Raw genomic sequence first — 23,418 nt, forward strand, 5'->3', positions numbered from 1 at the left:
TGTCATCGGGTCTAGAGTGAAGACACTCCGTGTCATCACGTGAAAGGCCCCCCATGACATCGCACGCCGCCGCCCTGCTCTCCGCACCCCGTGCCGCGCTGACCCCCGGCACGCTCGACACCCCCGCGCCCGCCGACGACGAAGTGCTCGTGCGCGTGCGCGCGGTGGCGGTCAACCCCGTCGACTGGGTCGTCCAGGGCACCAGCCGCATCACCTACCGATGGCTGCGCACCCCCGCCGTGCTCGGCTCCGACGTCGCGGGCGAGGTGGTGGCGGTCGGCGCCGCCGTCACGCGCTTCCGTGTGGGTCAGCGCGTCTTGGGGCTCGCGACCGGCACCGACCGGGGCCGCGATCCCCTCCGCGAGGGAGCGTTCCAGGAGTACACGACCCTGCTCGAGCGCCTCACCGCCCCCACACCCGACAGCCTCTCCGACGAGGAGGCCGCCGTCTTCCCGCTGGGCCTGTCCACGGCGGCGTGCGCACTGTTCCAATCCCCACACCTCGGACTCCGGATGCCGGGTGACCCGGCGCCCGGCACCGCTCGAGGCGTCGTCGTGATCTGGGGCGGCTCCACGAGCGTGGGTATGAACGCCATCCAACTGGCCCGCGCCGCCGGCTACGACGTCGTGACCACGGCATCCGCCCGCAATGCGGCCACCGTGCGCGACCTCGGAGCAGATGCCGTCGTCGACCACCGTTCGCCCTCCGCCGTGGCGGAGCTCGTCGCGGCGGTCGGCGGACGCCCCGTGGTCGGCGCGGTGGCCCTCGGGGCCGGTTCGACCGACGCGTGCATCGACGTCCTCGCCCGCACCGGCGGAGACCGGCTGGCCATGGCGAGCACGCCGATCGCGCTGGACGCGCTGGTCGGCCGCCGCCGCCTGTTCCCCGCGATGCTGCCGGTCTTCGCGCGCATCGGGCTCGGCACGCTGCGCTCGACGCTGCACGCCCGCCGTCGCGGCATCCGCGCGAACTTCGTCTGGGGCAGCAGCCTGCGCGACGACGAGATGGGGCCCCGCTTGTGGGGCGAGGTCGTCCCGCGCCTGCTCGCCGAGGGCTCTCTGCGCCCCATGCCCGCCCCGCTCGTCGTCGGCGACAGCCTCGACGCCGTGCAGGGCGCCCTCGACCGGCAGCGCGCGGGCGTCTCGGCGCAGAAGATCGTCGTGCGCCTCTGATTCCGGCCGGAGTCGGGCGTCGGCGGGGCGGCAGAAGTGGCCCCGGCGCGACAGACATGGCCCCGGGGCCACGAACGACGCCCCGCAACGGCGCCGCGCGTGGTCGGCGACGCCACCCGCGCACGGAATAATGGTCCGATGGTCTCCGCGAGCCCCCACCTGCAGCCCGATCACGCCTGTCTCATCGTGCACGGCAGTGACACCCCCGGCATCATCGCCGCGGTCTCGGCGCTGATCGCGCGCCAGGGCGGCAACATCGTCGCCTTCGACCAGTACTCCGACGACCCGCGCGGCGGCGCGTACTTCCAGCGCGTGGTGTTCCACCGCCCCGACCTGTCGGCCGCGTTCCCCGAGATCGAAGCCGACCTGGCGAGCACCCTCGGCGACGGGTTCGAGCTCGAGTGGACCCTCACCGACCTCTCGACGCCCAAGCGCATGGCGATCCTCGCCTCGAAGCAGGACCACTGCCTGCTCGATCTGCTGTGGCGTCACCGTCGGGGCGACCTCCCCGTCAGCATCCCGATGGTCGTGTCGAACCACACCACGGCGGCTGAAGACGTGCGCTCGTTCGGCGTGCCCTTCTTCCACGTGCCGTCGACGCCGGGGCCCGACAAGTCGGCATCCGAGGCTCGAATCCTCGAGCTGCTGGTCGGCAACGTCGACTTCATCGTGCTCGCGCGCTACATGCAGATCCTCTCGCCGGAGTTCCTCGACAAGATCGGGGTGCCGGTGATCAACATCCACCACTCGTTCCTGCCGGCCTTCATCGGCGCCGAGCCCTACAAGAAGGCGAAGCAGCGCGGCGTGAAGCTCATCGGGGCGACCTCGCACTACGTCACGAGCGACCTCGACGAGGGTCCGATCATCGAGCAGGACACCGTGCGCGTGACCCACGCCGACTCCTCGGCCGAGCTCGCCCGTCGCGGTGCCGACGTCGAGCGCCAGGTGCTCTCGCGCGCCGTGCTCTGGCACGCCGAAGACCGCGTGATCCGCCACGGCAACCACACGATCGTCTTCTAGATCCCGGATGCCGGGACCCCGGCGGATCCGCGCGGCTCGACGCCGGCGCGGGCCGGTCATGCGCCCTCCGCACCGCGAGACTGCATCTCGCTGACATCCGCGTTGCAGGCTGCAACGGTTTCGTCAGCGAGATGCAGTCTCGGCGCCGAGAGGGCCGCAGGGCGACCCCTCACGTGCGCGTGATCACTCCGGGTCGGTCGCCCGACTGAGCGGGCCGGTACCGCCGCGCGGCGGCTGCTTGCGCTGATCCGACAGCTCGCCGCCCTGGCGGCCGCCGTAGGGGCGTCCGTGGTCGGCGAACTCCGCGCGGAAGTACGCCAGGCGCCAGTCGCCCAGCTCGATGCGCGCGCCGGTGCGCAGGATGCGACCTCCGCGGTCGCGGCCGGGGCCCTGCTCGCGCGCTCCCCCACCGCCGACCTGGTCGAAGCCGTAGAGCACGTACTCGTCGTCGCCCTCGTGCCGGATCTCGGCGTGCAGGGGCGCGAGCCCCGGCAGCTGCAGATCGACGTCGCTGCCCGAGCCGATGGTCGTCTTCGTCGGCAGCAGGTCGAACTCGCGCGGACGCGAGCCGTCCCAGGTCGAATCGCCCACCGCGAAGATGAGGCGCGGTCGCCCCGAGCCGGGCGTGTAGTGCGTCGTGGTGATGTGTCGACGCACCGTGCGGTTGATCGTGGGCACGAGCGGCAGCGGGGTCTCGGGCGGGATCGGGAAGGTCAGCGCCTGGCCCTTGTTGCGCCGGGTCATCAGCGGCGCCACTGCCGAGACCGACCCGAGCCGGATGTGCTTCGAGCCCGTGATGACCCGCTGCAGCGGATTGCTTTTGACCTCGCCGAGCTGCAGGATCGGGCCGTCGGGCCCCTCCAGCTGCACGGAGATGCCGCGGGATGCCAGCGCGTCGGCCACCGTCGACAGCTCGGCGAGCGTGCGTCGGCCGTTGCCGGGAAGACGCGAGGGATCGCTCACGACGATGCGGATCTCGCTCCCCGCGGCCGTGATCGTCCCCTCGAACGGCGGGATGTCGGCATCCGCCCCCTGCTCGGACTCGGAGAAGGCGAGGTCGATGTCGAGGCGCACCATGACGGCGCCGCCTCTCAGTTGCCGCGGTACGGGTCGGACCCGGCCGCGGTGTCGTCGCTCGTGGTGACGCGCAGCGTGCCGTTGAGCTTCCACGTGGCGCGGGGGGCGTCGGGACCGATGTCGCGCGGCACCTCGACGGTCATGTCGACGAACGAGTAGTTGACCGCGGCGCCGCGGCCGGTGAGGTACGACCACATCTCGCGACCGAGGTCGGTCCAGTCGGTGATCGAGTGGCCCTGAGGGCCGCTGTTGTCGGCGAACGGGTCGCTGGTGGGAGTGGTGTCGGACATGGCTTCGGTCCCTTTCTCGGTCAGAGGACCACCAGGGTCCCAGCGGCAAATGGTCGGAACGGAGGGATTGCGTTCCCGGGCCAGAAGGGGGAACATTTCGCCGACCCCCAAAGACTCGTTTGACGGTCGTCACCGGTCCGGGCCACGATGGCCGGATGTCGCGAATCGACGAGCTGCGCGCCACGGCGCACCCCTTGCGGCTCCGCCTGCTCTCCCTGCTCACGGGTGCCGCCCTCAGCGCCGCCGAGGCGGGACGCGAACTCGGCGTCTCGCAGGCGTCGGCGAGCTACCACCTGCGCGTGCTCGAGCGGGCGGGACTGGTCCGCGTCGTCGAGGTCGTGCGACTGCGGGGTGGGGAGGCGAAGCGCTACCGTCACGAATCATCGTCGCGGCGGTACGACCCCGACGCCGCCCTCGGCGAACGCGTGCCCGCGAGCGAGGAGGAGTACGTCGAGGCTCTGATCGACGAACTCCGTCGGCGCGCACGCGCGCGCATCGACGGCCCGGCGATCTCGACGGACGCCGAGCTGTGGGTCGACCCCGCGGTGTGGCGTCGCATCGTGCAGCACGTCGGCGAGGCGTCCGCGCTGTTGCACGCCGCGGCGCGCCCACCGCGCACGCCGGGCACGCAGCCCGTCTCGATGACGGCCGCCCTCTTCCCCGTGAAGCGGGCGCGATGAGGGGTCCGCTGTCGTTCGCTCCGTTCCGCTGGTTGCTGGCCGCCCGCACGACCGCCATCGTCGGCAACGCGGTCGCCCCCATCGCCCTGGCGTTCGCGGTGCTCGATCTCACCGGCTCGGCCGCCGACCTCGGACTCGTGGTGGCCGCCCGCTCGGTCGCGAACGTCGCGATGCTCCTGTTCGGCGGGGTGATCGCCGATCGACTGCCGCGCGGCGCGGTGCTCGTCGGCTCGTCGCTGGCGGCCGCGGCGACCCAGGGGACGATCGCCGCCCTCGTGCTCACGGGCACCGCCGGCATCCCAATCCTCGTGCTGCTCGGGATCGTGAACGGGGCCGTCTCGGCCGTGAGCCTGCCCGCAGCGGCGGCGCTCGTGCCCGACACCGTGCCCGCGACCGCGCTGCGCCCCGCCAACGCGCTGCTGCGCTTGGGGCTGAACGGCGGCAGCATCGTGGGCGCCTCGGTCGGCGCCGTCGTCGTCGCGGCGGTCGGGCCCGGGTGGGGCCTCGCGATCGACGCCGCCGCCTTCGCGGTCGCCGCGCTGCTGTTCGCGCGCCTTCGTCTTCCGGAGCGGGCGGATGCCGCCTCTCCCGGCGAGACTGCCTCGGTGTGGAGCGATCTACGCGTCGGGTGGCGGGAGTTCGCGAGCCGCCGCTGGATCTGGATCGTCGTGCTGCAGTTCGCCGTGCTGAACGCCGCCTTCGTCGGTGCGACGACCGTGCTCGGTCCCCTCGTCGCCGACGAGACCTTCGGGCGGGCCGGGTGGGGTCTCGTCATCGCGGCGCAGACCGCGGGCCTCGCGCTCGGCGCGCTGCTCGCCCTGCGGTGGCGGCCGCGGCGTGCCCTCGGCATCGGCGTCGCCGGCATGGCATCCGTCGGTCTTCCGGTGACCATGCTGGCGCTGCAGCCGACGCTGGCGGTGCTCGTCGTGGCGTTCGCGGTGGGCGGGCTCGCGATCGAGCTGTTCGCGATCGCGTGGGATCAGTCGCTGCAGACGCACGTTCCCCGCGAGACGTTGTCGCGGGTGTACTCGTACGACATGGTCGGCTCGTTCGTCGCGGTGCCGCTCGGCGAGGTGCTCGTGGGGCCGCTCGCGCACGCCGTCGGAACACCTCCCGTGCTGCTCGGATGCGCGGCGGTCATCGTGCTGGCCTCGATCGCCGCGTCGTGCTCGCGCAGCGTGTGGCGCGTGCGCACCACGTGAGCGTCAGTACACGTACTCCATGAGCTCGACTCCCAGCACGCGGAAGGCGTCGTGCGCGCGCAGGCGGTGCGCGATCGAGAGGTCGTCGAAGTTGACGATCAGGGCGTAGGCCACCCCGGCCCGCGGCCCGCCGAGCACCCCCGCCTCGGCGCGCACGCCCGGCGCGCGGCCCGTCTTGTTGACGAACAGCAGCCCGTGCTGGTCGTTCTCGTGCGCGAACGGATCGAGTCCGGTGGCGGATGCCACGAGCGAGAGGTCGTGATTCAGGCTCAGCCACTCGGCGACCTGGGCGCTCACCCCCGGCGAGACGATCGTCGAGTTCACGAGCCCCGCGAAGACCTGAGCCATCTCGCGCGCCGTCGACAGCGCGAGGTGCGGGGCGTCGTCGGGTCCTCGGTCGTCGCGGAAACGGTCGAGCAGCGCGGTGCGGCGCAGCCCCAGCTGCTCGACACGGGCCCGCACCGACTGCAACCCGACGCGGTGCAGCAGCGCGTTGACAGCGAGGGCATCGCCCGACGAGGCAGCGAGCATCGCCACGTCGGTCAGCGGCAGGGCGGGCGCCTTGAGGTGCTGCCACAGGCCTCCGTGCGCGGCCGGCTGCACCGCGGCGCGGTCGATGATCTCGAGGGCGTCGAGGCGCCCCGACTCGAAGGCGGCCGCCGTCTCGATGAGCAGCGGAACGACCCCGAGTCCCCCGACGGGAAGGGTGAGGAAGTCGTCGCCCGCCAGCACCTGCGCGCCGCCGTCGAGGTCGTCGATGCGCACCGACACTCGGGCTCCTGAGGAGGCCAGCTCGTCGAGCGAGCGCAGGGTCGCCGTGAACGACCGGCGCCCCGCGGCCGCGCGCCGCGGCAGACGCTTCGGCCCCTTGCGTCCGGCCCCGCGGAGGGCCGGGGCGTCGCGTCGAGACGACTCCACCGGCCCCCCGATGGGATCGGGCAGGGCGGGCTCGGGAACCGGGGGCATGCCCACGAGCGTGGCTCCTTCCGCGTCAGGAGAGCAACAAACGCGACCTCACCAGATGGTGACGCGCTGGTCGGCGTCGAGCCACAGGGCATCGCCCTCGGTGACGTCGAACGCCTCGTAGAACGCGTCGATGTTACGCACGATCTGGTTGCAGCGGAACTCGTTCGGCGAGTGCGGGTCGATCGTCAGCAGACGGATCGTCTCGGCGTCGCGGCCCTTCTGCTGCCAGATCTGCGCCCAGCTCAGCAGGAGTCGCTGGATGCCGGTGTAGCCGTCGACGACCGGGCCGTCGGGCTCGGTCTCGCCCGATTCCTGCAGGAACAGTCGGTATGCCGCGATCGCGATGCCCAGCCCGCCCAGGTCGCCGATGTTCTCGCCGATGGTCAGGGCGCCGTTGACGTGGTGCTCTTCCGAGAGCCCCTGCGGAACGAGCGCCTCGTACTGGGCGATCAGCGCCTTGGTGCGCTCTTCGAACGCCGAGCGGTCGGCATCCGTCCACCAGTCGCGCAGCGACCCGTCCGCGTCGAAGCGACTGCCCTGGTCGTCGAACCCATGACCGATCTCGTGCCCGATGACCGCGCCGATACCCCCGAAGTTGGCGGCGGCGTCGCGGTCGGCGTCGAAGAACGGGTACTGCAGGATCGCCGCGGGGAACACGATCTCGTTCATGAGCGGGTTGTAGTACGCGTTGACCGTCTGCGGGGTCATGTACCACTCGTCGCGGTCGATCGGCTGGCCGACCTTGGCGAGCTGACGGTCGTGCTCCCACACGTGCGCGCGGCGGACGTTGCCGACGAGGTCGTCGGAGGTGATCTCGAGGTCGGAGTAGTCCTTCCAGCGAACGGGGTAGCCGATCTTCGGCACGAAGGTGTCGAGCTTGGCGAGGGCGCGCTGACGCGTCTCATCGGTCATCCAGGTCAGCTCGCCGATCGAACGGCGGTACGCCTCGATCAGGTTCGCCACCAGGAGGTCCATGGCGTCCTTGGCGTCGGGACGGAAGTGGCGCTCGACGTAGACCTTGCCGATCGCCTCTCCCAGCGCGGCTTCGGCGAGGCTCACTCCGCGCTTCCAGCGCTCGCGGTTGACCGGCACGCCGGTGAGCTGCGTGCCGTAGAAGGCGAAGTTCTCGGCGACGAACGCCTCGGAGAGGAACGCCGCTCCCGCGTGCACGATTTTGAAGCGCAGCCACGCCTTCCAGGCGTCGAGACGCTCCTCGACGAGAAGGGCGCCGAGCGACTCGATGAAGCTCGGCTGGTAGACGACGACCTCGGCGAGCGCGTCCTCGTGCCCGGGCGCGACCCCCGCGCGCCACGGCTCGAGGTCGACGCCCGCGAGCGCGACCGTGTCGTCCCACGACTTCAGGTTGTACGTCTTGATCGAGTCGCGGCTGTCTTCGCGCGACCAGTGATGCGCCGCGAGGTCGGTCTCGAGGGCGAAGACGAGATCGGCGGATGCCGCGGCCTCCGCGACACCGGCGAGCTCGAGGATGCGCTCGATGTGCCCGCGGTACGCGGTGCGGGTGTCGTCGAAGTTGTCGAGGCGGTAGTAGCTCTCGTCGGGCAGCGAGATGCCGCCCTGGTAGACGACGGGCACGTAGCGCGTCGGGTCGCCCGGATCGGGCTCGACGAACAGCGTCACCAGGCCGCTGATACCGTCGCGCTCGAGCTCGCCGATGAGCCGGAGGAGCGAGGGGATGTCGGTCACGCCGTCGACGCGGTCGAGCTGCGGCTTCAGGGGGGCTGCGCCGTCGGCCTCGATGCGCTCGGTGTCCATGAAGCTCGCGAACAGGTCGCCGATCTTGCGTGCTTCGCTGCCCGCCTCGGCGTCCTGCGACTCCTCGACGATGGTGCGCACGTCGGCCTCGGCCTGCTCGGCGATGAGGTGGAACGAGCCCCAGCGGGCCTTGTCGTCGGGGATCTCGGTTCGCTCCAGCCAGCGGCCGTTCACGTGGCGGAACAGGTCGTCCTGCGGGCGGATCTCGTCGCTGAGCTCGTCGAGCGCGAGACCGGAACGGGGGGTGTCGGTCATGCACACAGGATAAGTGCCCCGCATCCATGGCGGCTCGTAACGCCCGCGGTGCGCGGCGGGTGAGGCGCAGCCGGCGGTGTCGGAGGCCCACCCTAGGCTCGGTGTGTGACCGCCCCCGCGCCCGAGACGCTCAATCGCAGCATCGTGCGCCTCGCCCTGCCCGCGCTGGGCGCGCTCGTGGCCGAGCCGCTCTTCCTCATCGTCGACGCGGCGATGGTGGGCCACCTCGGGGTCGCACCGCTGGCGGGCCTCGGCATCGCGAGCGCCGTACTGCAGACGATCGTCGGACTGATGATCTTCCTCGCGTACTCGACCACTCCCGCCGTCGCTCGACGCCTCGGGGCGGGCGAACCGGGGCGGGCGGTGTCGGCGGGTATCGACGGCATGTGGCTCGCGCTCGCCCTCGGCGCGGTGCTGGCCATCGCCGGGTCGCTGACGACCCCCGCCGTCGTCGACCTGTTCGGTGCGGCATCCGACGTCGCCGACAACGCCCGGATCTACCTGTCGATCTCGATGTGGGGTCTGCCGGCGATGCTCGTGGTGTTCGCCGCGACGGGCCTGCTGCGCGGCATGCAAGACACGGTCACGCCGCTCTGGATCGCCGGGCTCGGCTTCGGCGCGAACGCCCTGCTCAACGCCCTGTTCATCTACGGCTTCGGTTGGGGCATCGGCGGGTCGGCCTTCGGCACGGTGATGGCGCAGTGGGGCATGGTCGGCGCCTACGTCGTGGTCGCGCGCCGCCTCGCCCGACGCCATTCCGCGACGCTGCGCCCCCAGCGCGACGGCCTGGGCGGCACCGTGCGTTCGGGCGGGTGGTTGTTCCTGCGCACGGTGAGCCTGCGCATCGCGTTCCTCGCGACCGTCGCCGTCGCGACGGGTCTGGGCTCGGCCGAGCTCGCCGGTTGGCAGATCGCCTTCACGATCTTCTCGACGGCGGCCTTCGCCCTCGACGCCCTGGCGATCGCGGCGCAGGCGCTCATCGGTCGCTCGCTCGGCGCCCGTGACACCGAGACCGTGGGCCGCGTTCTGCGGCGCACGAGCGCCTGGGGCGTCTGGTTCGGGGTCATCGTCGGCGCCGTCGTGGCAGCCGCATCCGGGGTCATCGGGCTGCTCTTCACGGGCGACCCCGAGATCGCCGCGCTCATCCGACCGGCGCTGCTGGTGCTCGCCGTCGCGCAGCCGCTCGCGGGGTTCGTCTTCGTGCTCGACGGCGTGCTCATCGGCGCCGGCGACGCCCGCTATCTCGCGATCGCGGGGGTGCTCAACCTCGTGCCCTACATCCCCGCGCTGCTGCTGGTCGCCGCGCTCGCCGGTGGCGGGGCGTCGGGCCTGGCGTGGCTCGCGGCCGCGTTCTTCGGGGTCTACCTGCTCGCGCGGGCCCTCACGCTCGGCCTGCGCGTGCGCGGTCGGGCATGGATGACCGCGGGCGACTGACCGCGCCCGAGGGAGCAGTGCTCACGCCCAGCGGCGGCACCATTCGTACATGATGACCGCGGCGGCGGAGGCGGCGTTGATCGAGCGCGTCGAGCCGTACTGCGTGATCTCGACGACACCGGTGGCGGCGGCGATCGCCTCTGCCGACAGCCCCGGACCCTCCTGACCGAACAGCAGCACGCACCGCTCGGGCAGCTCGGCGCGATCGACCGGCACCGACCCTTCGACGTTGTCGACGGCGATCACCGGCAGACCCGCCTCGCTCGCCCACGCGGCGAAGGCGGCGACGTCTTCGTGGTGGCGCACGTGCTGGTAGCGGTCGGTCACCATGGCGCCGCGGCGGTTCCACCGGCGTTTGCCCACGATGTGCACCTCGGCGGCGAGGAAAGCATTGGCGCTGCGCACGATCGACCCGATGTTCAGGTCGTGCTGCCAGTTCTCGATCGCGACGTGGAACGGATGCCGCCGGGCATCCAGATCCGCCACGATCGCGTCCATGCTCCAGTAGCGGTACTCGTCGACCACGTTGCGGGTGTCGCCGCCCGCGAGCAGTTCGGGGTCGTAACGGGGGTCGTCGGGCCACTGATCGGGTCCGCCGGGCCACGGGCCGACACCGTGCGTCGGAGGAGCGTCCGCACGCGCCGCGTCGGCGGTGCCGTCAGCGGGCGCCGGCGTGGGCTCGTCGGCATCCGTCACTCCTCCAGGCTACCCGGGCGGGTGCGGCGCGCTCGCGGGCCGGCGACCCACTTTTCGGGCGCCCGAAATCTTGCTAGCTTTTCGGCATGCCGAAAAATTCCGCCGCGGCGACCGAGCGACGCGCGCCCGAACGCGCGCTGTGGCTGCTCGGTCCGGCGATGGTGGCCGGTGTGGCGTACCTCGACCCCGGCAACGTCGCCAGCAACATGACCGCCGGCGCCGCCTTCGGCTACCTGCTGGTGTGGGTCGTGGTGCTCGGCAACGTGATGGCATGGCTCATCCAGTACCTGTCCGCGAAGCTCGGCATCGTCACGGGCGAGAGCCTGCCGCAGGTGCTGGGCCGGCGGATCCAGCGGCCGTGGCTGCGTCGCGCGTACTGGCTGCAGGCCGAGCTCGTGGCGATGGCCACCGACGTGGCCGAGGTGATCGGCGGCGCCGTCGCCCTGCATCTGCTGTTCGGCATCCCGCTCGTCTGGGGAGGAGCGATCACCGGCGTCGTCTCGCTCGCGCTGCTGCTCGTCCAGACCCGACGCGGCGCCCGTGCCTTCGAGACCGTGCTCATCGGCCTGCTCGTCATCATCGCGATCGGCTTCTCGGCCGGGCTGTTCTTCGCCCCACCCGACGCCGCCCGGGTCGTCGGCGGACTCGTGCCGCGCTTCGAGGACTCGACCTCGGTGCTGCTGGCCGCCTCGATCCTCGGCGCCACGATCATGCCGCATGCGATCTACGCGCACTCCGCCCTCGCCCGCGATCGCTTCGCCCCGCCCGCCGCCGACGCTCCGCGCGCGAGGGCCGGGGTCTCGGCATCCGCCCGCCCCTCTTCGCCCCTGGCCCCCGCCGACCTCGAGACGGCCCGCGGCATCTCGACACCGCGCCTGCTGCGCGCCACGCGGTGGGACGTCACGATCGCCCTGGCCGTGGCCGGCACCGTGAACCTCGCGATCCTGCTGCTCGCAGCCGCCAACCTCGCGGGCGTCGACGGCACCGACAGCCTCGAGGGTGCCTACACCGCCCTGCGCGACGGACTCGGGCCACTCGTGGCGACCATGTTCGCGGTGGGCCTGCTCGCGAGCGGCCTCGCCTCCACCTCGGTCGGGGCGTACGCCGGAGCCGAGATCATGCACGGCCTGCTCCACGCCCGCGTGCCCCTCGTCGCGCGTCGTCTCGTCACGCTCGTGCCGGCGCTGGTGATCCTCGCGCTCGGCGTCGACCCCACGCTCGCGCTCGTGCTGAGCCAGGTGGTGCTGTCGTTCGGCATCCCGTTCGCTCTCGTGCCCCTGGTCGTCCTCACCCGGCGCGCCGACGTGCTCGGCGTCTACCGCAACCGCGCCCTCACCACGGCCGCCGGGGTCGCGGCATCCGTCTTCCTCATCGGGCTCAACACCGTGCTCCTGTGGCTGGTGTTCACCGGCGGATAGGCTGACGGCGTGGAATCGCCCGTGTCAGACGACTACCTCAAAGCGATCTACCACCACACCGAGTGGCAGGATTCGGCGATCACGCCGTCGCAGCTCGCTGCCGTGCTCGGCCTGGCCCCCTCGAGCGTGACCGAGATGGTGAAGAAGCTCGCCGCCCAGGGCCTCGTGACCCACCGCCCGTACGGGCCCGTGTCGCTCACCGCCGCGGGCCAGCGCCGCGCGGCCGCCGTGATCCGTCGCCACCGCCTGATCGAGACGTGGCTGGTGCGCGAGTTCGCCTACGCGTGGGACGAAGTGCACGACGAGGCCGAGGTGCTCGAGCACGCGCTGAGCGACCGACTGCTCGAGGGCATCGACGAGCGACTGGGGCGTCCGCGCTTCGATCCCCACGGAGACGCGATCCCGGATGCCGATGGCGCGGTGCACCGCGAGCCCTTCGTGCTGCTGGCCGAGGCGCCCGCCGGGCACGCCGGACGCGTGCTGCGCGTCAGCGACCGCGACCCCGAACTGCTGCGGGCCCTGGTCGAGCGGGGGATCGACGTGGGGCACGAGCTCGAGGTCGTCTCCGACACCGTGGTGCGTGCCGACGGCGTCGAGGTCTCGCTGCCGACCGATGCCGGCACGTCGGTCTGGCTCACGCGCTGACGCGCAGCGCGGCGGTCAGGATGCCGCGCGCCGAGCCCGATCGAAGGGCCACCGCACGTGCGTCGCGGTCTCGCACGCGCGCCACAGGTCGGCGCCGAGATCGCTCGCGCGCGTACGCCGCGCGGGCGTCGCCTTGCGCGGGAGGCCGCGAGCGACCATCGCGGGGCCGTACATCGAGCCGCCCTCGGCGAGGGGATCGACCAGCGCGCGCACCAGCGCCCACGCCCCCTGCTCCTTGGACTGCGTGATCGGCGCCTGCAGGTTGTCGACGAAGCGCGAGAGGCGCGTGGGCTCGTTGACCCCGCGGACGCCGCGCGTGCGTCCGCTCGTCGAGTAGCCGGGGTGCGCGACCAGGCTCTGCACCGGCACACCGTGCGCGCGCAGCAGCTTGTCGGCCTCGAGTGCGAGGGCCGTGGTCGCCGCCTTCGACTGCACGTACGCGCGCCACGGGGTGTACCCCTCGCGCAGCTCGGGGTCGGTGGGAACGTGCCGCCACAGCGAGGTCGACATGCTGCCCACCCACACCATGCGGCCGCGGCCCGTCGACAGGGGCTTGAGCAGTTCGCCGGCGAGTGCGAAGTGGCCCAGCACGTTCGTGGCGAAGACGAGCTCGTGCCCTCCGGCCGTCTCGCGCTGTTTCGGCGGGTGCACGATCCCCGCGTTCAGAAGCAGACCGTCGAGGCGGCCACGGGCGCGAGCCGTCGCGGCGGCGGCGCGCACCGAGCCCATGTTGCTGGTGTCGAGCAGGAGCGTCTCGACCGCGGCATCCGGATGCGACCGCAGGATCGCGGCCTTGGCCGTCGACAGCTTGTGCGGGCTGCGGCCGGTCAGCAGCACGTGGGCGCCCGCGACGGCGAGCTGCTCGCACGCGAAGAAGCCGAGACCGCGGGTCGCGCCGGTCACCAGATAGGTCTTCCCGGAGAGGTCGGGGAGGTTCTCGGGATCCCAGTCTGCGCGCGCCACCCTTCGACCCTAACGAGATCGAGCCCGCACGTCACGGGTGCATTCCGATCCCGGCATATCGACCTCGTCGAGTTTTTTCATGATCCGGCGTGACGAATCTCGACCCCGATACGTCTCCCCTGCGAGCATCCCGCTCCGTCGCGACGACAGACACCCGTCGCAGACGCCGACACAACGAGAAGGAGTCCGATCATGGGTCTCGACGACAAGATCAAGAACGCCGCTCAGGACATCGTGGGCAAGGCGAAGGAAGCCGTCGGCAACGCCACCGACAACGACCGTCTGGCCGCCGAGGGCAAGGCCGACCAGGTCAAGGCCGACGCGAAGAAGGCCGGCGAGAACGTCAAGGACACGTTCAAGTAAGTCGGCGTTCCGCGGACGGGCGGGCCCACGACCTCCGGGTCGGGCCCGCCCGCGCTTTTTTCCGGCGGCGTCGAAACCCGGGTCTAGGCTGGGCCGCATGCGGACGCGTGGCGACATCGAGTGCTGGCTGACCGACATGGACGGCGTTCTCGTCCACGAGAACACCCCCATTGCCGGAGCATCCGAGTTGCTCGCGCAATGGCGGGCCGAGGGCACGCCGTTCCTGGTGCTGACGAACAACTCGATCTACACGCCGCGCGATCTGAGCGCGCGACTGCGGGCCTCGGGGCTCGTGGTGCCCGAGTCGTCGATCTGGACCTCGGCTCTCGCGACCGCCGACTTCCTCAAGTCGCAGATGCCCGGCGGCTCCGCCTTCGTCATCGGCGAGGCGGGACTCACCACCGCCCTGCACGAGGCGGGCTTCATCCTGACCGAGACCGGCCCCGACTACGTCGTCGTGGGCGAGACGCGCAACTACTCGTTCGAGGCCATCACCAAGGCCATCCGCTTCATCAGCGGCGGCGCCCGGTTCATCGCGACGAATCCGGATGCCACGGGGCCCTCGACCGAGGGCGTGCTGCCCGCGACCGGGGCGATCGCCGCGCTGATCACCAAGGCCACGGGCAAAGAGCCCTACATCGTCGGCAAGCCCAACCCGATGATGTTCCGCTCGGCCCTGAACCGCATCGGCGCCCACAGTGAGAACACCGGCATGATCGGCGACCGCATGGACACCGACATCGTCGCCGGCATCGAGGCGGGCCTGCACACCGTGCTCGTGATGACCGGCATCAGCGACCAGCGCGAGATCGAGCGCTATCCGTTCCGCCCCGACGAGATCCTCGCGTCGGTCGCCGAGCTGGTGCGCGACGAACCGATCGAGAGCGACCTGGCCGACGGCGAAGACGGGCTCAGCGAAGGCTTGTGAACCTCAGGGAGACACACCGTGGATGACCGCACGCTCTGGCTGATCGTCGCTTTCTTCATCACCGCCGGCACGCTCGTGGCGTTCATCGTGCAGTGGCGGCGGTCCCGCCGCGGCAGCGGGCGGCGCGACCCCTTCGACGGCCCCGGCCCGGGTGACGACGCGCCCTGACCACGGCTGGTCGCACCGTTCGGGGCGGTGAGGGCTTGGCATCCGGCGCCTGCGCGTCACGAGAACAGGGCATGTCACCAGAACAGGGCGATTCCGGCGAAATCGGCCTGTTTTCGTCGCACCCGCCTGTTCTGGTGACGCGGCGGGCTTACTGCGGGGCGAGGCCCAGGTCGTCGAGGTCGATCGACCCGAGCCACTGCAGGCCCTCGGCCTCGATCGCGGCCTGAGCGCCGGTCTTGCGGTCGACGATCACGGCGACGGCGACGACGTCCGCGCCCTCGCGGCGCAGGGCCTCGACGGCCTTGAGCGCCGACTGGCCCGTGGTCGAGGTGTCTTCGACGACGACGACGCGCTTGCCCTTCACGTCGGCGCCCTCGATCTGGCGGCCGCGGCCGTGGTCCTTGGGCTCCTTGCGTACGACGAACGCATCGAGCGGGCGGCCGGCATGCACCGACTCGTGCATGACGGCGTTGGCGATGGGGTCGGCGCCGAGCGTGAGCCCGCCGACGGCGACGATGCCGTCGAGGTCTTTCACCAGGTCGAGCACGAGGCGGCCAATCGCGGGAGCGGCGCGGTGGTCGAGAGTGAGCTTGCGCATGTCGACGTAGTACGTCGCCTTCTTGCCGCTCGAGAGGGTGAAGTCGCCGTGGAACACCGCCTCGTCCTTGATGAGGCCGATGAGGGCCTGACGGTCGGCTTCGAGCTCGGGAGTGGAGGCGGTGGTCACGGCGTCGAGTTTAGTGCTCCATACGGATGACGCCGGAGTCGCTCTGGCCGCCGATGTCGGCGGCCGAAAGTAGGCTGGATGCCATGCGCCTGGCCACCTGGAACGTCAACTCCATCCGCGCCCGCGTCACCCGCACCGTCGAGTTCTGCGTGCGCGAGCACATCGACGTGCTGGCGATGCAGGAGATCAAGTGCAAGACGGAGCAGTTCCCGTACGCGGCGTTCGAAGAAGCCGGGTACCACGTGGCCGCGCACGGCCTGAACCAGTGGAACGGCGTCGCCATCGCGAGCCGTGAGCCCCTCGAAGACATCGAGATCGGGTTCCCCGGCATGCCCGGGTTCGAGAAGGGCAAAGAGGGTCCCGACCTGCCCCAGGAGGCCCGCGCGATCGGGGCGACCGTCAACGGCGTGCGCGTGTGGAGCCTGTACGTGCCCAACGGTCGCGGACTCGACGACCCGCACTACGTCTACAAGCTCGACTGGCTCGACAAGCTGCGCCAGTACACGGCCGACACCCTCGCGGCCCACCCCGATCTGCCGCTCGCCCTGACCGGCGACTTCAACATCGCGCCGACCGACGACGACAACGGCGACCCCACGGTCGTCGAGGGGGCGACCACCCACGTCTCCCCTCCCGAGCGCGAGGCCTTCCGCGCCTTCGAGGCCGCGGGTCTCACCGACGTCGTGCGCCCGCTGATCCCCACCGGGTACACCTACTGGGACTACAAGCAGCTGCGCTTCCCCCGCAACGAGGGCCTGCGCATCGACTTCATCCTCGGCTCGCAGGCCTTCGCCGACGCGGTGCACGGCGCCGAGATCCACCGCAACGAGCGCAAGGGCGAGGTTCCCAGCGACCACGTGCCCGTCGTCGCCGACCTCGACCTCTCGGGCGCCGACGACGATGACGACCTGCCGATGATCTTCGGCTGAACGCCGGCTCAGGCTCGCGCGAGCCGTCGCGACATCGGATCGCCTCGGGATCGGATGCCGCGGACTCTGCCGTCCGATTCCCGCGCGGCGGGCCGATTCCGGTGAGGCGCCCGCGCCGCGCGGAACCCGAGCCCACGGCATCCGGAATCTTTTCTCCCGCACCCTGTCGATTCCGCTCGGCGTCGTTCGACGCGATAGTAGGGGAACGGTTCCCCCGAGCACCGACGAGAGAAGACGACGATGAAGTACATGCTGATCATGCGCGGCACCGACGAGGCGTACGCGGCGTACAAGAAGATCCCGTTCGAGCAGGTCATCAACCAGATGGGCGCCTACAACGAGTCGATGATCAACGCGGGGGTGCTCGTCGCCGGCGATGGTCTCGCCGAAGACATGAGCAAGAACTTCGTGGTCGAGTTCGGCGGCGAGGAGCCGGTCGTCACCGACGGCCCCTATGGCGAGACGCACGAGCTGTTTAACGGCTTCTGGATCATCGAGGTGTCGAGCAAGGACGAGGCCGTGGAGTGGGCGCGCCGCGCTCCGCTGATCGCGGGCAACACGCTCGAGGTGCGCCGGGTCACCGACGAGACCGACTTCGCGGCCTTCGCCGACAACGAGTACATCCAGAAGGAAGAGGGCTGGCGCGAGGAGCAGGCCGCGCGCTGACCCCACGTGACCGACGACCTCTCGCGACGCGTCGCGGCGATCTGGCGCATCGAAGGCGCCCGCATCGTCGCGACGCTCGCGCGCGTGGTCGGCGACCTCCCCACCGCCGAAGACCTCGCGCACGACGCGCTGCTCGAGGCGCTGGCGCAGTGGCCGCGCGAGGGCGTGCCGCACAATCCCGGAGGGTGGCTCACCGCCGTCGCGAAGCGGCGCGCGATCGACGGCTGGCGTCGGGAGCGGGCGCGAGGCGAGAAGTACCGCCTACCTCATCTTCACCGAGGGCTACGCCGCGAGCGCCGGCGATACTGTGCTGCGCACCCGTGGACGCCCTCGCTGCGGCCGGGGCCCTGCGGGGATCGCACCTCATCCCGTCGGTGCGCGGGGAGCTGCTGTCGCGCCTCGGGCGATCGGCCGAGGCGCGCGCGGAGCTGCTCACCGCCGCCGGGCTCACGCGCAACGACCGCGAGGCCGCGCTGCTCAGGCGGAAGGCCGGGGCGTTGGGGAGCCGTCCCGGGGGAGAGACAGGGGGCTGAGCCACCGGGAACGCTGCGTCCGGTCCCTTCGACAGGCTCAGGGACCTGACTGAGACGGGGCCGGGGGCGAACCCCCGACCCCGTCGTGAAAGCGCGCCTCAGGCCGCGGGGACCTCGGCGGGAGCGGTGCGCTTCGCCAGGGTCACGAGCGCCTCGATGATCGAGCGCAGGAACGCGGCCGTGCCCTCGTCGGTGACGGTGCCGTCCTCTTCGAACAGACCGGGGGTCGACTGGATGTAGCCCTCGGGCTGGCCGAGCACCAGGGCGTTGTAGTGCAGGAGCACGGAGCGCAGGTGCTGCTGGCCGGCCGCGGTGGCGATGCCGCCCTGCGAGGTGCCGATGACGGCGGTGGGCTTGTCGTTGAACGACGCCTCGCCGTACGGGCGGGCCGACCAGTCGAGGGCGTTCTTGAGCACGCCGGGGATCGAGCGGCTGTACTCGGGGGTCACGATGAACATGGCGTCGGTGTCTTCGATCGCCTGCTTGAAGTCGCGCGCGACCGGGGGGAAGTCGCCGTCGTAGTCGGGCGAGTAGAAGGGGAGGTCCTTGATGGGGATCTCCTTGAGCGTCACGCCCTCGGGGGCGACCTTCTCGAGCGCCTTCGCCAGGCGCCGGTTGATGGAGGTGCTGGAGATACTGCCGACGATGTAGCCGATCTCGGTCACGGTGATCCTCTCGGAGAAGACGGGGGCGCCGGGCGCCCGGATTTATTCACGTGCAAGCATCACGACGCATCCTGTATTCCCGCCCCTCTTGACTCCACCCCACGGGGGATGCAGGTGTCGGAGCTCCCCCCTACCGTGGAGGGATGGCCCGGCTCACCCGCACGCAGCAACGCAACGACCTCGTGCTCGCCGCCGTGCTGTTCCTGGGCGGATTGACCAGCGCCGTGCTCTCGTCGGTCTCCGGCATCTACGGCGACCAGCAGGGGTCGCTCGCGGTCGCGCTGGGATACGTCGCCGTGCTCGCGATCCCGATCGCCTTCCGCCGGCGGTGGCCCTCGATCGCCGCGGTCATCGTCACGGTCGCGTACTTCCTCGCGGTGACCTTCCGCATCCCCGAGCTGTACGCCGGCAACATCGCGATGTTCATCGCGCTGTACACGGTGGGCGCGTGGGAGACCAACCGTCGCCGGGCGACGATCGTGCGCATCGCCCTCATCGTGGGCATGTTCGCGTGGCTGTTCGTCGTGATGTTCCAAGAGGCCACGCAGCCGGTCGACCCGAGCGTGGAAGGACCCTTCTCGCGCGCCGGGGCGTTCTCGCCGTTCGTCGCCTACCAACTGCTCAACATCCTCATCAACGCGCTGTACTTCGGCGGCGCGTACTACTTCGGCAACCGCTCGTACCAGCAGATGCGCGAGCGCGCCGCCCTCGAGGAGCGCACGGCCGAACTCGAGACCGAGCGCGAGGTGACCGCCGCCCAGGCCGTGGCCCTCGACCGCGTGCGCATCGCGCGCGAGCTGCACGACGTGGTCGCCCACCACGTATCGCTGATGGGCGTGCAGGCCGGGGTGGCGCGGTCGCTGCTGGATCGTGATCCGGATGCCGCGCGGCAGACCCTCGCGGGCATCGAGGGATCCGCCCGGTCGTCTCTGCACGAACTGCGCCAACTGCTCGAGACCCTGCGCACGCCCGACGGCGACGCCGCCCCCGACACCGCCCCCACCACGCACGGGCTCACCTCGATCGCGGGACTGGTCGACGAGGCGACCGCGGCGGGTCTTCCCACGACCCTCACCGTCATCGGCGAGGCCGCGAGCGATCCCCCGCCGCTCGTGCAGGTCAACCTGTACCGCATCGCGCAGGAGGCGCTCACGAACGCCCGGCGTCACGCCGGCCCCGATGCGTCGGCCGACGTGCGCCTCCGGTTCGATCCGGATGCCGTGGAGCTCGAGGTCGCGAACACCGGACGCCGCGGTTCGTCGACGCCGGGCCTCGGCCAGCTCGGCATGCGCGAGCGCGCGGCCGCGTCGGGCGGGACGATCGAGATCGGTCCCCGCGCGCGCGGCGGCTGGCTGGTGCGCGTGCGGGTGCCCCTGCTGACCCCGGAGGTGTCGCGTGTCTGAGCTGCGGGTGCTGCTGGTCGACGACCACGCCATGATGCGCGCGGGGTTCCGCACGATCCTGTCGCTCGAAGACGACATCACGGTCGTCGGCGAGGCGGCCTCGGGTCGCGCGGCCATCGACGCGGCGCGCGAGCTGCGCCCCGACGTGATCTGCATGGACGTACAGATGCCCGACATGGACGGGCTCGAGGCGACGCGCCTGCTGACGGCCGATCCCGCCTCCGACGCCGCGATCCTCATCGTGACCACCTTCGACCGCGACGACTACCTGTTCGCCGCGCTCGCGGCGGGAGCCAGCGGATTCCTGCTCAAGAACGCCGGCCCTGAAGAGCTCGTCTCGGCGGTGCGGATCGTCGGCGCGGGCGACGCGCTGCTCGCCCCCGAGGTCACCCGCCGGGTCATAGAACGCTTCGCCGCGCAGGGCGCCGGCGACGTGGCATCCGGGAGCTCCTTCGCGAGCCCCGCGCCGACCTCGACAATCACCGAGACCGCCGTCCGCCGCGCCGACACCCTGCACCTCAGCGAGCCGCTGACCGAGCGTGAGAGCGAGGTGCTCGCCCTCGTCGCCGAAGCCCTCAGCAACGCCGAGATCGCCGCGCGCCTGTTCATCGGCGAGGCGACCGTGAAGACGCACGTGTCGAACGTGCTGCAGAAGCTCGGCGCGCGCGACCGCGTGCAGGCCGTGGTGCTCGCGCACCGGCACGGGCTGGCCTGACGGGCGGGGTCCCGCGGGGCCCGGTCCCTTCGACAAGCTCAGGGACCTCGCGGTTCGGGGCCCGGGCCCTTCGACAGGCTCAGGGACCTCGCGGTTCGGGGCCCGGGCCCTTCGACAGGCTCAGGGACCCCCGTCGAGCCCCCTCCCCCTCACGGTGGAGCGCGGGAACCCTTCTCGGGGCGGAGGTGCCGCGGCATCCGCGTCTCTAGCGTGGAGGCATCGAGAGAAGGGATGCACCGTGCTCCAGTTGGACGGCATCACCAAGAGCTACGGCGGACGCCGCGTGCTCGACGAGGTGGGATTCACCGTCGCCCCCGGGCGACTGACCGGCTTCGTCGGCGGCAACGGCGCCGGCAAGACCACGACCATGCGCATCGCCCTCGGCGTGCTCGGGAAAGACGCGGGCAGCGTCGAGCTGAACGGCTCCCCTGTGACCACGGCGGATCGGCGGCGCTTCGGCTACATGCCCGAAGAGCGCGGGCTGTACCCGAAGATGAAGGTCGCCGAGCACATCGCCTACCTCGCGCGGCTGCACGGCTTCGGCAAGGCGGAGGCGAACCAGAAGGCCACCGCCCTGCTCGAGCGGCTCGGACTCGGCGAGCGCCTCGGCGACCTGGTCGAGACGCTCTCGCTCGGCAACCAGCAGCGCGCCCAGATCGCGGCCTCTCTCGTGCACGAGCCCGACGTGCTGATCCTCGACGAGCCGTTCTCGGGCCTCGACCCGCTCGCCGTCGACGTCGTCGCGGGCGTGCTGCAGGAGAAGGCGGCAGCGGGAGCTGCGGTGCTGTTCTCGTCGCACCAGCTCGACGTCGTCGAGCGGCTGTGCGATGACCTCGTGATCATCGCCGGGGGCACGATCCGCGCCGCCGGCACGCGCGACGACCTCCGCGCGCAGCACGCGACCCACCGCTACGAGCTCGTCTCGCGCGCGGATGCCGGGTGGCTGCGCGAAGAGCCCGGCGTGACGGTGCTCGACTTCGACGGCGGATACGCCCTCTTCGACGCCGCCGACGACACCATCGCGCAGCGGGTGCTCCGCGGCGCGGTGGAGCGCGGCGACGTCGCCAGCTTCTCTCCCCAGCGGCCGACCCTGGCCGAGATCTTCAAGGAGGTCATCCAGTGAGCACCTCGACTCCCACCCGCACGCCCTCGCCCGCGCCGACCACTGCGCGCCCCGCCCCCAGCGAGCTGCAGAGCATCTGGCTCGTCGCCGAACGCGAGATCGGCTCCAAGCTGCGGAGCAAGGCCTTCGTCATTTCGACCGCGATCCTGGTGCTCGCGGCCCTCGCCTCGGTGGTGTGGGGCGGCTTCGCCGCCAACAACGCCTCCGACAGCGGCACCCCCGTCGCCGTGACCTCTCAGACCGAGAGCGCTGTGTCGGGGCTCGAGGGTCTCGACGTCACCGTCGCCGACAGCGATGACGCCGCCCGCGCCCTCGTCGAAGACGGGACGGTGGATGCCGCCCTGGTCTCGGGATCGTCGGACGCCGCGTTCGACTACACCGTCGTGGTGAAAGACAGCGTGCCCTCGACGCTGCTGCAGAAGCTGAGCGAGACCCCGCCCGTCGACATGATCGACCCCGGCGCGGGCGCCGCCGATGCGCTGCGCTACCTGATCGCGCTCGGCTTCGGACTCGTCTTCCTCATCGCGGCATCGACCTTCGGCGGCACCATCGCGCAGAGCGTGGTCGAAGAGAAGCAGACGCGCGTGGTCGAGATCCTCATCTCGGCGATCCCCGTGCGGGTGCTGCTGGCCGGAAAGGTGCTCGGCAACACGATCCTCGCGATGGCGCAGATCGTGCTGCTGGCCGCGGTCGCCGTGGTGGGTCTCGCCGTGACCGGTCAGGCGGGCGTGCTCGACACCCTCGGTGCGCCGATCGCCTGGTTCGCGATCTTCTTCCTGTTCGGCTTCGTGCTTCTGGCGTCGCTGTTCGCCGCCGCGGCCGCGATGGTCTCGCGTCAGGAAGACATCGGTGCGACGACGACCCCGATCACGATGCTGATCATGGCGCCGTACTTCCTCGTCATCTTCTTCAACGACAACCCCGTCGTGCTGACGATCATGTCGTACGTGCCGTTCTCGGCCCCCGTCGGCATGCCCCTTCGCATGTACCTCGGCGACGCGCAGTGGTGGGAGCCGGTGCTGTCGCTGATCGTGCTGCTCGTCTCGTGCGTGCTCGCCATCGGCGTCGCCTCGCGCATCTACCGCAACTCGCTGCTGCGCATGGGTGCCCGTGTGAAGCTGGTCGAGGCGCTGAAGGGCTGACGGCCCCGGCGCGGTCTTTCGAGCGGGCGGATGCCGGAGTCTTCGGCATCCGTCCGCTTTCTCTGTGCGCGGGTCATTCCTCCAGCACGGCGAGCACGTTCCCGGCCGGATCGCGGAACCACGCGATGAGCGGTCCGCCCTCGCGCATGATGCCGCGGGAGTCGGTCGGGAAGTTCTCGTCGTCGTAGATCTTCGTGTCGACGCCGCGTGAGCGGAGATCGTCGACGGCCGCCTCGACATCGACGACGGGGAAGTTCAGCACCGTGAACGACGCCGGCTCGTGGTGGGGCTTGCCGTAGACGAGCACGCGCCCGCCGGAGGCGAGGTGCAGCATCAGGAAGCCCGAGCCCTCGAGCACCTCGACGCGGATGCCGAGCGTGTCGGCGTAGAAGCGGTGTGCGGCCTCGAGGTCGTCGACCGCGAGACCCGAGTACGCACCATCGGGGTGGAACATCGTCGTTCTCC

Annotated in this window: 26 protein-coding genes and 1 pseudogene; 18 read left to right on the forward strand and 9 right to left on the reverse strand. The window is 71.2% G+C overall.

Translation table 11 applies throughout. The annotated features are described in order from the left end of the window. The first annotated feature begins 53 nt into the window (after nt 1-53). Together LPW41_RS00205 and purU are read left to right on the forward strand one after the other, a co-directional pair. Complete coding sequence (locus LPW41_RS00205) at nt 54-1,172, forward strand: zinc-binding alcohol dehydrogenase family protein (protein ID WP_230703822.1); 1,119 nt, start codon at nt 54-56, stop codon at nt 1,170-1,172. 138 nt (nt 1,173-1,310) lie between these two features. Beyond that, nucleotides 1,311-2,192, forward strand: a complete 882-nt coding sequence (gene purU / locus LPW41_RS00210) for a formyltetrahydrofolate deformylase (RefSeq protein ID WP_144831546.1) — start codon at nt 1,311-1,313, stop codon at nt 2,190-2,192. A gap of 183 nt (nt 2,193-2,375) precedes the next feature. On the opposite strand, the gene LPW41_RS00215 is transcribed toward purU, so the two are convergent. Then, on the reverse strand, nt 2,376-3,269 hold the full coding sequence (locus LPW41_RS00215; protein ID WP_230703823.1) for an FHA domain-containing protein: 894 nt from the start codon (nt 3,267-3,269) through the stop codon (nt 2,376-2,378). Between the two features lie 14 nt (nt 3,270-3,283). Further along, on the reverse strand, nt 3,284-3,559 hold the full coding sequence (locus tag LPW41_RS00220) for a hypothetical protein (protein ID WP_144831543.1): 276 nt from the start codon (nt 3,557-3,559) through the stop codon (nt 3,284-3,286). A gap of 155 nt (nt 3,560-3,714) precedes the next feature. Between LPW41_RS00220 and LPW41_RS00225 the strand changes: the two genes are divergently transcribed. Continuing rightward, nucleotides 3,715-4,239 (forward strand): helix-turn-helix domain-containing protein, encoded by a 525-nt coding sequence (locus LPW41_RS00225; protein WP_144831540.1) that lies wholly within the window; start codon nt 3,715-3,717, stop codon nt 4,237-4,239. Continuing rightward, nucleotides 4,236-5,441, forward strand: coding sequence for an MFS transporter (locus LPW41_RS00230; RefSeq protein ID WP_230703824.1), 1,206 nt, complete (start codon nt 4,236-4,238; stop codon nt 5,439-5,441). Before LPW41_RS00225 ends, LPW41_RS00230 begins: the two co-directional genes overlap by 4 nt. A 3-nt stretch (nt 5,442-5,444) precedes the next feature. Here the strand turns inward: LPW41_RS00230 and LPW41_RS00235 are convergent, their stop codons facing one another. Together LPW41_RS00235 and LPW41_RS00240 are read right to left on the reverse strand one after the other, a co-directional pair. Next, on the reverse strand, nt 5,445-6,407 hold the full coding sequence (locus LPW41_RS00235; protein WP_154097203.1) for a serine hydrolase: 963 nt from the start codon (nt 6,405-6,407) through the stop codon (nt 5,445-5,447). A 48-nt stretch (nt 6,408-6,455) separates the two neighbouring features. Beyond that, a complete protein-coding gene (locus LPW41_RS00240) occupies nt 6,456-8,435 on the reverse strand; it encodes a M13 family metallopeptidase (RefSeq protein ID WP_230703825.1) in 1,980 nt (659 codons plus the stop codon). A gap of 105 nt (nt 8,436-8,540) precedes the next feature. On the opposite strand from LPW41_RS00240, the gene LPW41_RS00245 reads away from it, so the two are divergent. Beyond that, nucleotides 8,541-9,869, forward strand: a complete 1,329-nt coding sequence (locus LPW41_RS00245; RefSeq protein WP_154097142.1) for an MATE family efflux transporter — start codon at nt 8,541-8,543, stop codon at nt 9,867-9,869. A 21-nt stretch (nt 9,870-9,890) separates the two neighbouring features. On the opposite strand, the gene LPW41_RS00250 is transcribed toward LPW41_RS00245, so the two are convergent. After that, a complete protein-coding gene (locus LPW41_RS00250; protein WP_144831528.1) occupies nt 9,891-10,565 on the reverse strand; it encodes an RNA methyltransferase in 675 nt (224 codons plus the stop codon). 86 nt (nt 10,566-10,651) lie between these two features. Here LPW41_RS00250 and LPW41_RS00255 point away from each other — a divergent pair, with 86 nt between their 5' ends. Together LPW41_RS00255 and LPW41_RS00260 are read left to right on the forward strand one after the other, a co-directional pair. Continuing rightward, on the forward strand, nt 10,652-11,983 hold the full coding sequence (locus LPW41_RS00255; protein ID WP_230703826.1) for an Nramp family divalent metal transporter: 1,332 nt from the start codon (nt 10,652-10,654) through the stop codon (nt 11,981-11,983). Nucleotides 11,984-11,992: 9 nt separating this feature from the next. Further along, a complete protein-coding gene (locus LPW41_RS00260) occupies nt 11,993-12,628 on the forward strand; it encodes a metal-dependent transcriptional regulator (RefSeq protein WP_144831522.1) in 636 nt (211 codons plus the stop codon). Between the two features lie 15 nt (nt 12,629-12,643). Here the strand turns inward: LPW41_RS00260 and LPW41_RS00265 are convergent, their stop codons facing one another. Next, on the reverse strand, nt 12,644-13,591 hold the full coding sequence (locus LPW41_RS00265; protein ID WP_144831518.1) for an SDR family NAD(P)-dependent oxidoreductase: 948 nt from the start codon (nt 13,589-13,591) through the stop codon (nt 12,644-12,646). Between the two features lie 192 nt (nt 13,592-13,783). Here LPW41_RS00265 and LPW41_RS00270 point away from each other — a divergent pair, with 192 nt between their 5' ends. The 3 genes from LPW41_RS00270 to LPW41_RS00280 all read left to right on the forward strand — a co-directional run bounded on the left by LPW41_RS00270 (nt 13,784) and on the right by LPW41_RS00280 (nt 15,050). After that, nucleotides 13,784-13,954 (forward strand): CsbD family protein, encoded by a 171-nt coding sequence (locus tag LPW41_RS00270; protein ID WP_144831515.1) that lies wholly within the window; start codon nt 13,784-13,786, stop codon nt 13,952-13,954. 97 nt (nt 13,955-14,051) lie between these two features. After that, nucleotides 14,052-14,882 carry an HAD-IIA family hydrolase gene (locus tag LPW41_RS00275; RefSeq protein WP_230703827.1) on the forward strand — a complete coding sequence of 277 codons (831 nt, stop codon included), beginning with the start codon at nt 14,052-14,054 and terminating at the stop codon, nt 14,880-14,882. Between the two features lie 18 nt (nt 14,883-14,900). After that, nucleotides 14,901-15,050: a hypothetical protein gene (locus tag LPW41_RS00280; RefSeq protein ID WP_186325453.1), complete on the forward strand. Its 150-nt coding sequence runs from the start codon at nt 14,901-14,903 to the stop codon at nt 15,048-15,050. A 148-nt stretch (nt 15,051-15,198) separates the two neighbouring features. On the opposite strand, the gene pyrE is transcribed toward LPW41_RS00280, so the two are convergent. Next, complete coding sequence (gene pyrE / locus LPW41_RS00285) at nt 15,199-15,777, reverse strand: orotate phosphoribosyltransferase (protein WP_144831508.1); 579 nt, start codon at nt 15,775-15,777, stop codon at nt 15,199-15,201. Between the two features lie 83 nt (nt 15,778-15,860). Here pyrE and LPW41_RS00290 point away from each other — a divergent pair, with 83 nt between their 5' ends. The 4 genes and pseudogenes from LPW41_RS00290 to LPW41_RS00305 all read left to right on the forward strand — a co-directional run bounded on the left by LPW41_RS00290 (nt 15,861) and on the right by LPW41_RS00305 (nt 17,905). Further along, entirely contained in the window at nt 15,861-16,706 is an 846-nt protein-coding gene (locus LPW41_RS00290; RefSeq protein WP_144831505.1) for an exodeoxyribonuclease III, read from the forward strand. A gap of 240 nt (nt 16,707-16,946) precedes the next feature. Further along, the gene (locus tag LPW41_RS00295) at nt 16,947-17,372 is read left to right on the forward strand and encodes a YciI family protein (protein ID WP_154097135.1); all 426 of its coding nucleotides are present in this window, start codon (nt 16,947-16,949) and stop codon (nt 17,370-17,372) included. Between the two features lie 6 nt (nt 17,373-17,378). Further along, nucleotides 17,379-17,606: pseudogene (locus tag LPW41_RS00300) on the forward strand (sigma factor); the annotation flags it as partial. 86 nt (nt 17,607-17,692) lie between these two features. Next, the gene (locus tag LPW41_RS00305) at nt 17,693-17,905 is read left to right on the forward strand and encodes a hypothetical protein (protein WP_230704539.1); all 213 of its coding nucleotides are present in this window, start codon (nt 17,693-17,695) and stop codon (nt 17,903-17,905) included. A gap of 98 nt (nt 17,906-18,003) precedes the next feature. Here LPW41_RS00305 and LPW41_RS00310 read toward each other — a convergent pair whose 3' ends face one another. After that, nucleotides 18,004-18,576: an NADPH-dependent FMN reductase gene (locus LPW41_RS00310; RefSeq protein WP_144831497.1), complete on the reverse strand. Its 573-nt coding sequence runs from the start codon at nt 18,574-18,576 to the stop codon at nt 18,004-18,006. 137 nt (nt 18,577-18,713) lie between these two features. Here LPW41_RS00310 and LPW41_RS00315 point away from each other — a divergent pair, with 137 nt between their 5' ends. The 4 genes from LPW41_RS00315 to LPW41_RS00330 all read left to right on the forward strand — a co-directional run bounded on the left by LPW41_RS00315 (nt 18,714) and on the right by LPW41_RS00330 (nt 22,953). Further along, nucleotides 18,714-19,973, forward strand: coding sequence for a sensor histidine kinase (locus LPW41_RS00315; RefSeq protein ID WP_230703828.1), 1,260 nt, complete (start codon nt 18,714-18,716; stop codon nt 19,971-19,973). Next, nucleotides 19,966-20,688: a response regulator transcription factor gene (locus LPW41_RS00320; protein ID WP_230703829.1), complete on the forward strand. Its 723-nt coding sequence runs from the start codon at nt 19,966-19,968 to the stop codon at nt 20,686-20,688. Before LPW41_RS00315 ends, LPW41_RS00320 begins: the two co-directional genes overlap by 8 nt. A 238-nt stretch (nt 20,689-20,926) precedes the next feature. Further along, entirely contained in the window at nt 20,927-21,811 is an 885-nt protein-coding gene (locus LPW41_RS00325; protein ID WP_144831489.1) for an ABC transporter ATP-binding protein, read from the forward strand. Continuing rightward, nucleotides 21,808-22,953, forward strand: a complete 1,146-nt coding sequence (locus tag LPW41_RS00330; RefSeq protein WP_154097133.1) for an ABC transporter permease — start codon at nt 21,808-21,810, stop codon at nt 22,951-22,953. Before LPW41_RS00325 ends, LPW41_RS00330 begins: the two co-directional genes overlap by 4 nt. Before the next feature lie 73 nt (nt 22,954-23,026). Here LPW41_RS00330 and LPW41_RS00335 read toward each other — a convergent pair whose 3' ends face one another. Next, nucleotides 23,027-23,407, reverse strand: a complete 381-nt coding sequence (locus LPW41_RS00335) for a VOC family protein (RefSeq protein ID WP_230703830.1) — start codon at nt 23,405-23,407, stop codon at nt 23,027-23,029. Nucleotides 23,408-23,418: the final 11 nt, after the last annotated feature.

This window comes from Microbacterium sp. JC 701, from assembly GCF_021026215.1.
In the GTDB taxonomy this organism is placed as follows: Bacteria; Actinomycetota; Actinomycetes; order Actinomycetales; family Microbacteriaceae; genus Microbacterium; species Microbacterium algihabitans.

What these genes read in the sequence shown, in the direction of transcription:
- LPW41_RS00205 (WP_230703822.1), top strand. Translation starts at nt 54, where the DNA reads ATGACATCGCACGCCGCCGCCCTGCTCTCCGCACCCCGTGCCGCGCTG.
- purU (WP_144831546.1), top strand. Translation starts at nt 1,311, where the DNA reads ATGGTCTCCGCGAGCCCCCACCTGCAGCCCGATCACGCCTGTCTCATC.
- LPW41_RS00215 (WP_230703823.1), bottom strand. Translation starts at nt 3,269, where the DNA reads ATGGTGCGCCTCGACATCGACCTCGCCTTCTCCGAGTCCGAGCAGGGG.
- LPW41_RS00220 (WP_144831543.1), bottom strand. Translation starts at nt 3,559, where the DNA reads ATGTCCGACACCACTCCCACCAGCGACCCGTTCGCCGACAACAGCGGC.
- LPW41_RS00225 (WP_144831540.1), top strand. Translation starts at nt 3,715, where the DNA reads ATGTCGCGAATCGACGAGCTGCGCGCCACGGCGCACCCCTTGCGGCTC.
- LPW41_RS00230 (WP_230703824.1), top strand. Translation starts at nt 4,236, where the DNA reads ATGAGGGGTCCGCTGTCGTTCGCTCCGTTCCGCTGGTTGCTGGCCGCC.
- LPW41_RS00235 (WP_154097203.1), bottom strand. Translation starts at nt 6,407, where the DNA reads ATGCCCCCGGTTCCCGAGCCCGCCCTGCCCGATCCCATCGGGGGGCCG.
- LPW41_RS00240 (WP_230703825.1), bottom strand. Translation starts at nt 8,435, where the DNA reads ATGACCGACACCCCCCGTTCCGGTCTCGCGCTCGACGAGCTCAGCGAC.
- LPW41_RS00255 (WP_230703826.1), top strand. Translation starts at nt 10,652, where the DNA reads ATGCCGAAAAATTCCGCCGCGGCGACCGAGCGACGCGCGCCCGAACGC.
- LPW41_RS00270 (WP_144831515.1), top strand. Translation starts at nt 13,784, where the DNA reads ATGGGTCTCGACGACAAGATCAAGAACGCCGCTCAGGACATCGTGGGC.
- LPW41_RS00275 (WP_230703827.1), top strand. Translation starts at nt 14,052, where the DNA reads ATGCGGACGCGTGGCGACATCGAGTGCTGGCTGACCGACATGGACGGC.
- LPW41_RS00290 (WP_144831505.1), top strand. Translation starts at nt 15,861, where the DNA reads ATGCGCCTGGCCACCTGGAACGTCAACTCCATCCGCGCCCGCGTCACC.
- LPW41_RS00295 (WP_154097135.1), top strand. Translation starts at nt 16,947, where the DNA reads ATGAAGTACATGCTGATCATGCGCGGCACCGACGAGGCGTACGCGGCG.
- LPW41_RS00315 (WP_230703828.1), top strand. Translation starts at nt 18,714, where the DNA reads ATGGCCCGGCTCACCCGCACGCAGCAACGCAACGACCTCGTGCTCGCC.
- LPW41_RS00335 (WP_230703830.1), bottom strand. Translation starts at nt 23,407, where the DNA reads ATGTTCCACCCCGATGGTGCGTACTCGGGTCTCGCGGTCGACGACCTC.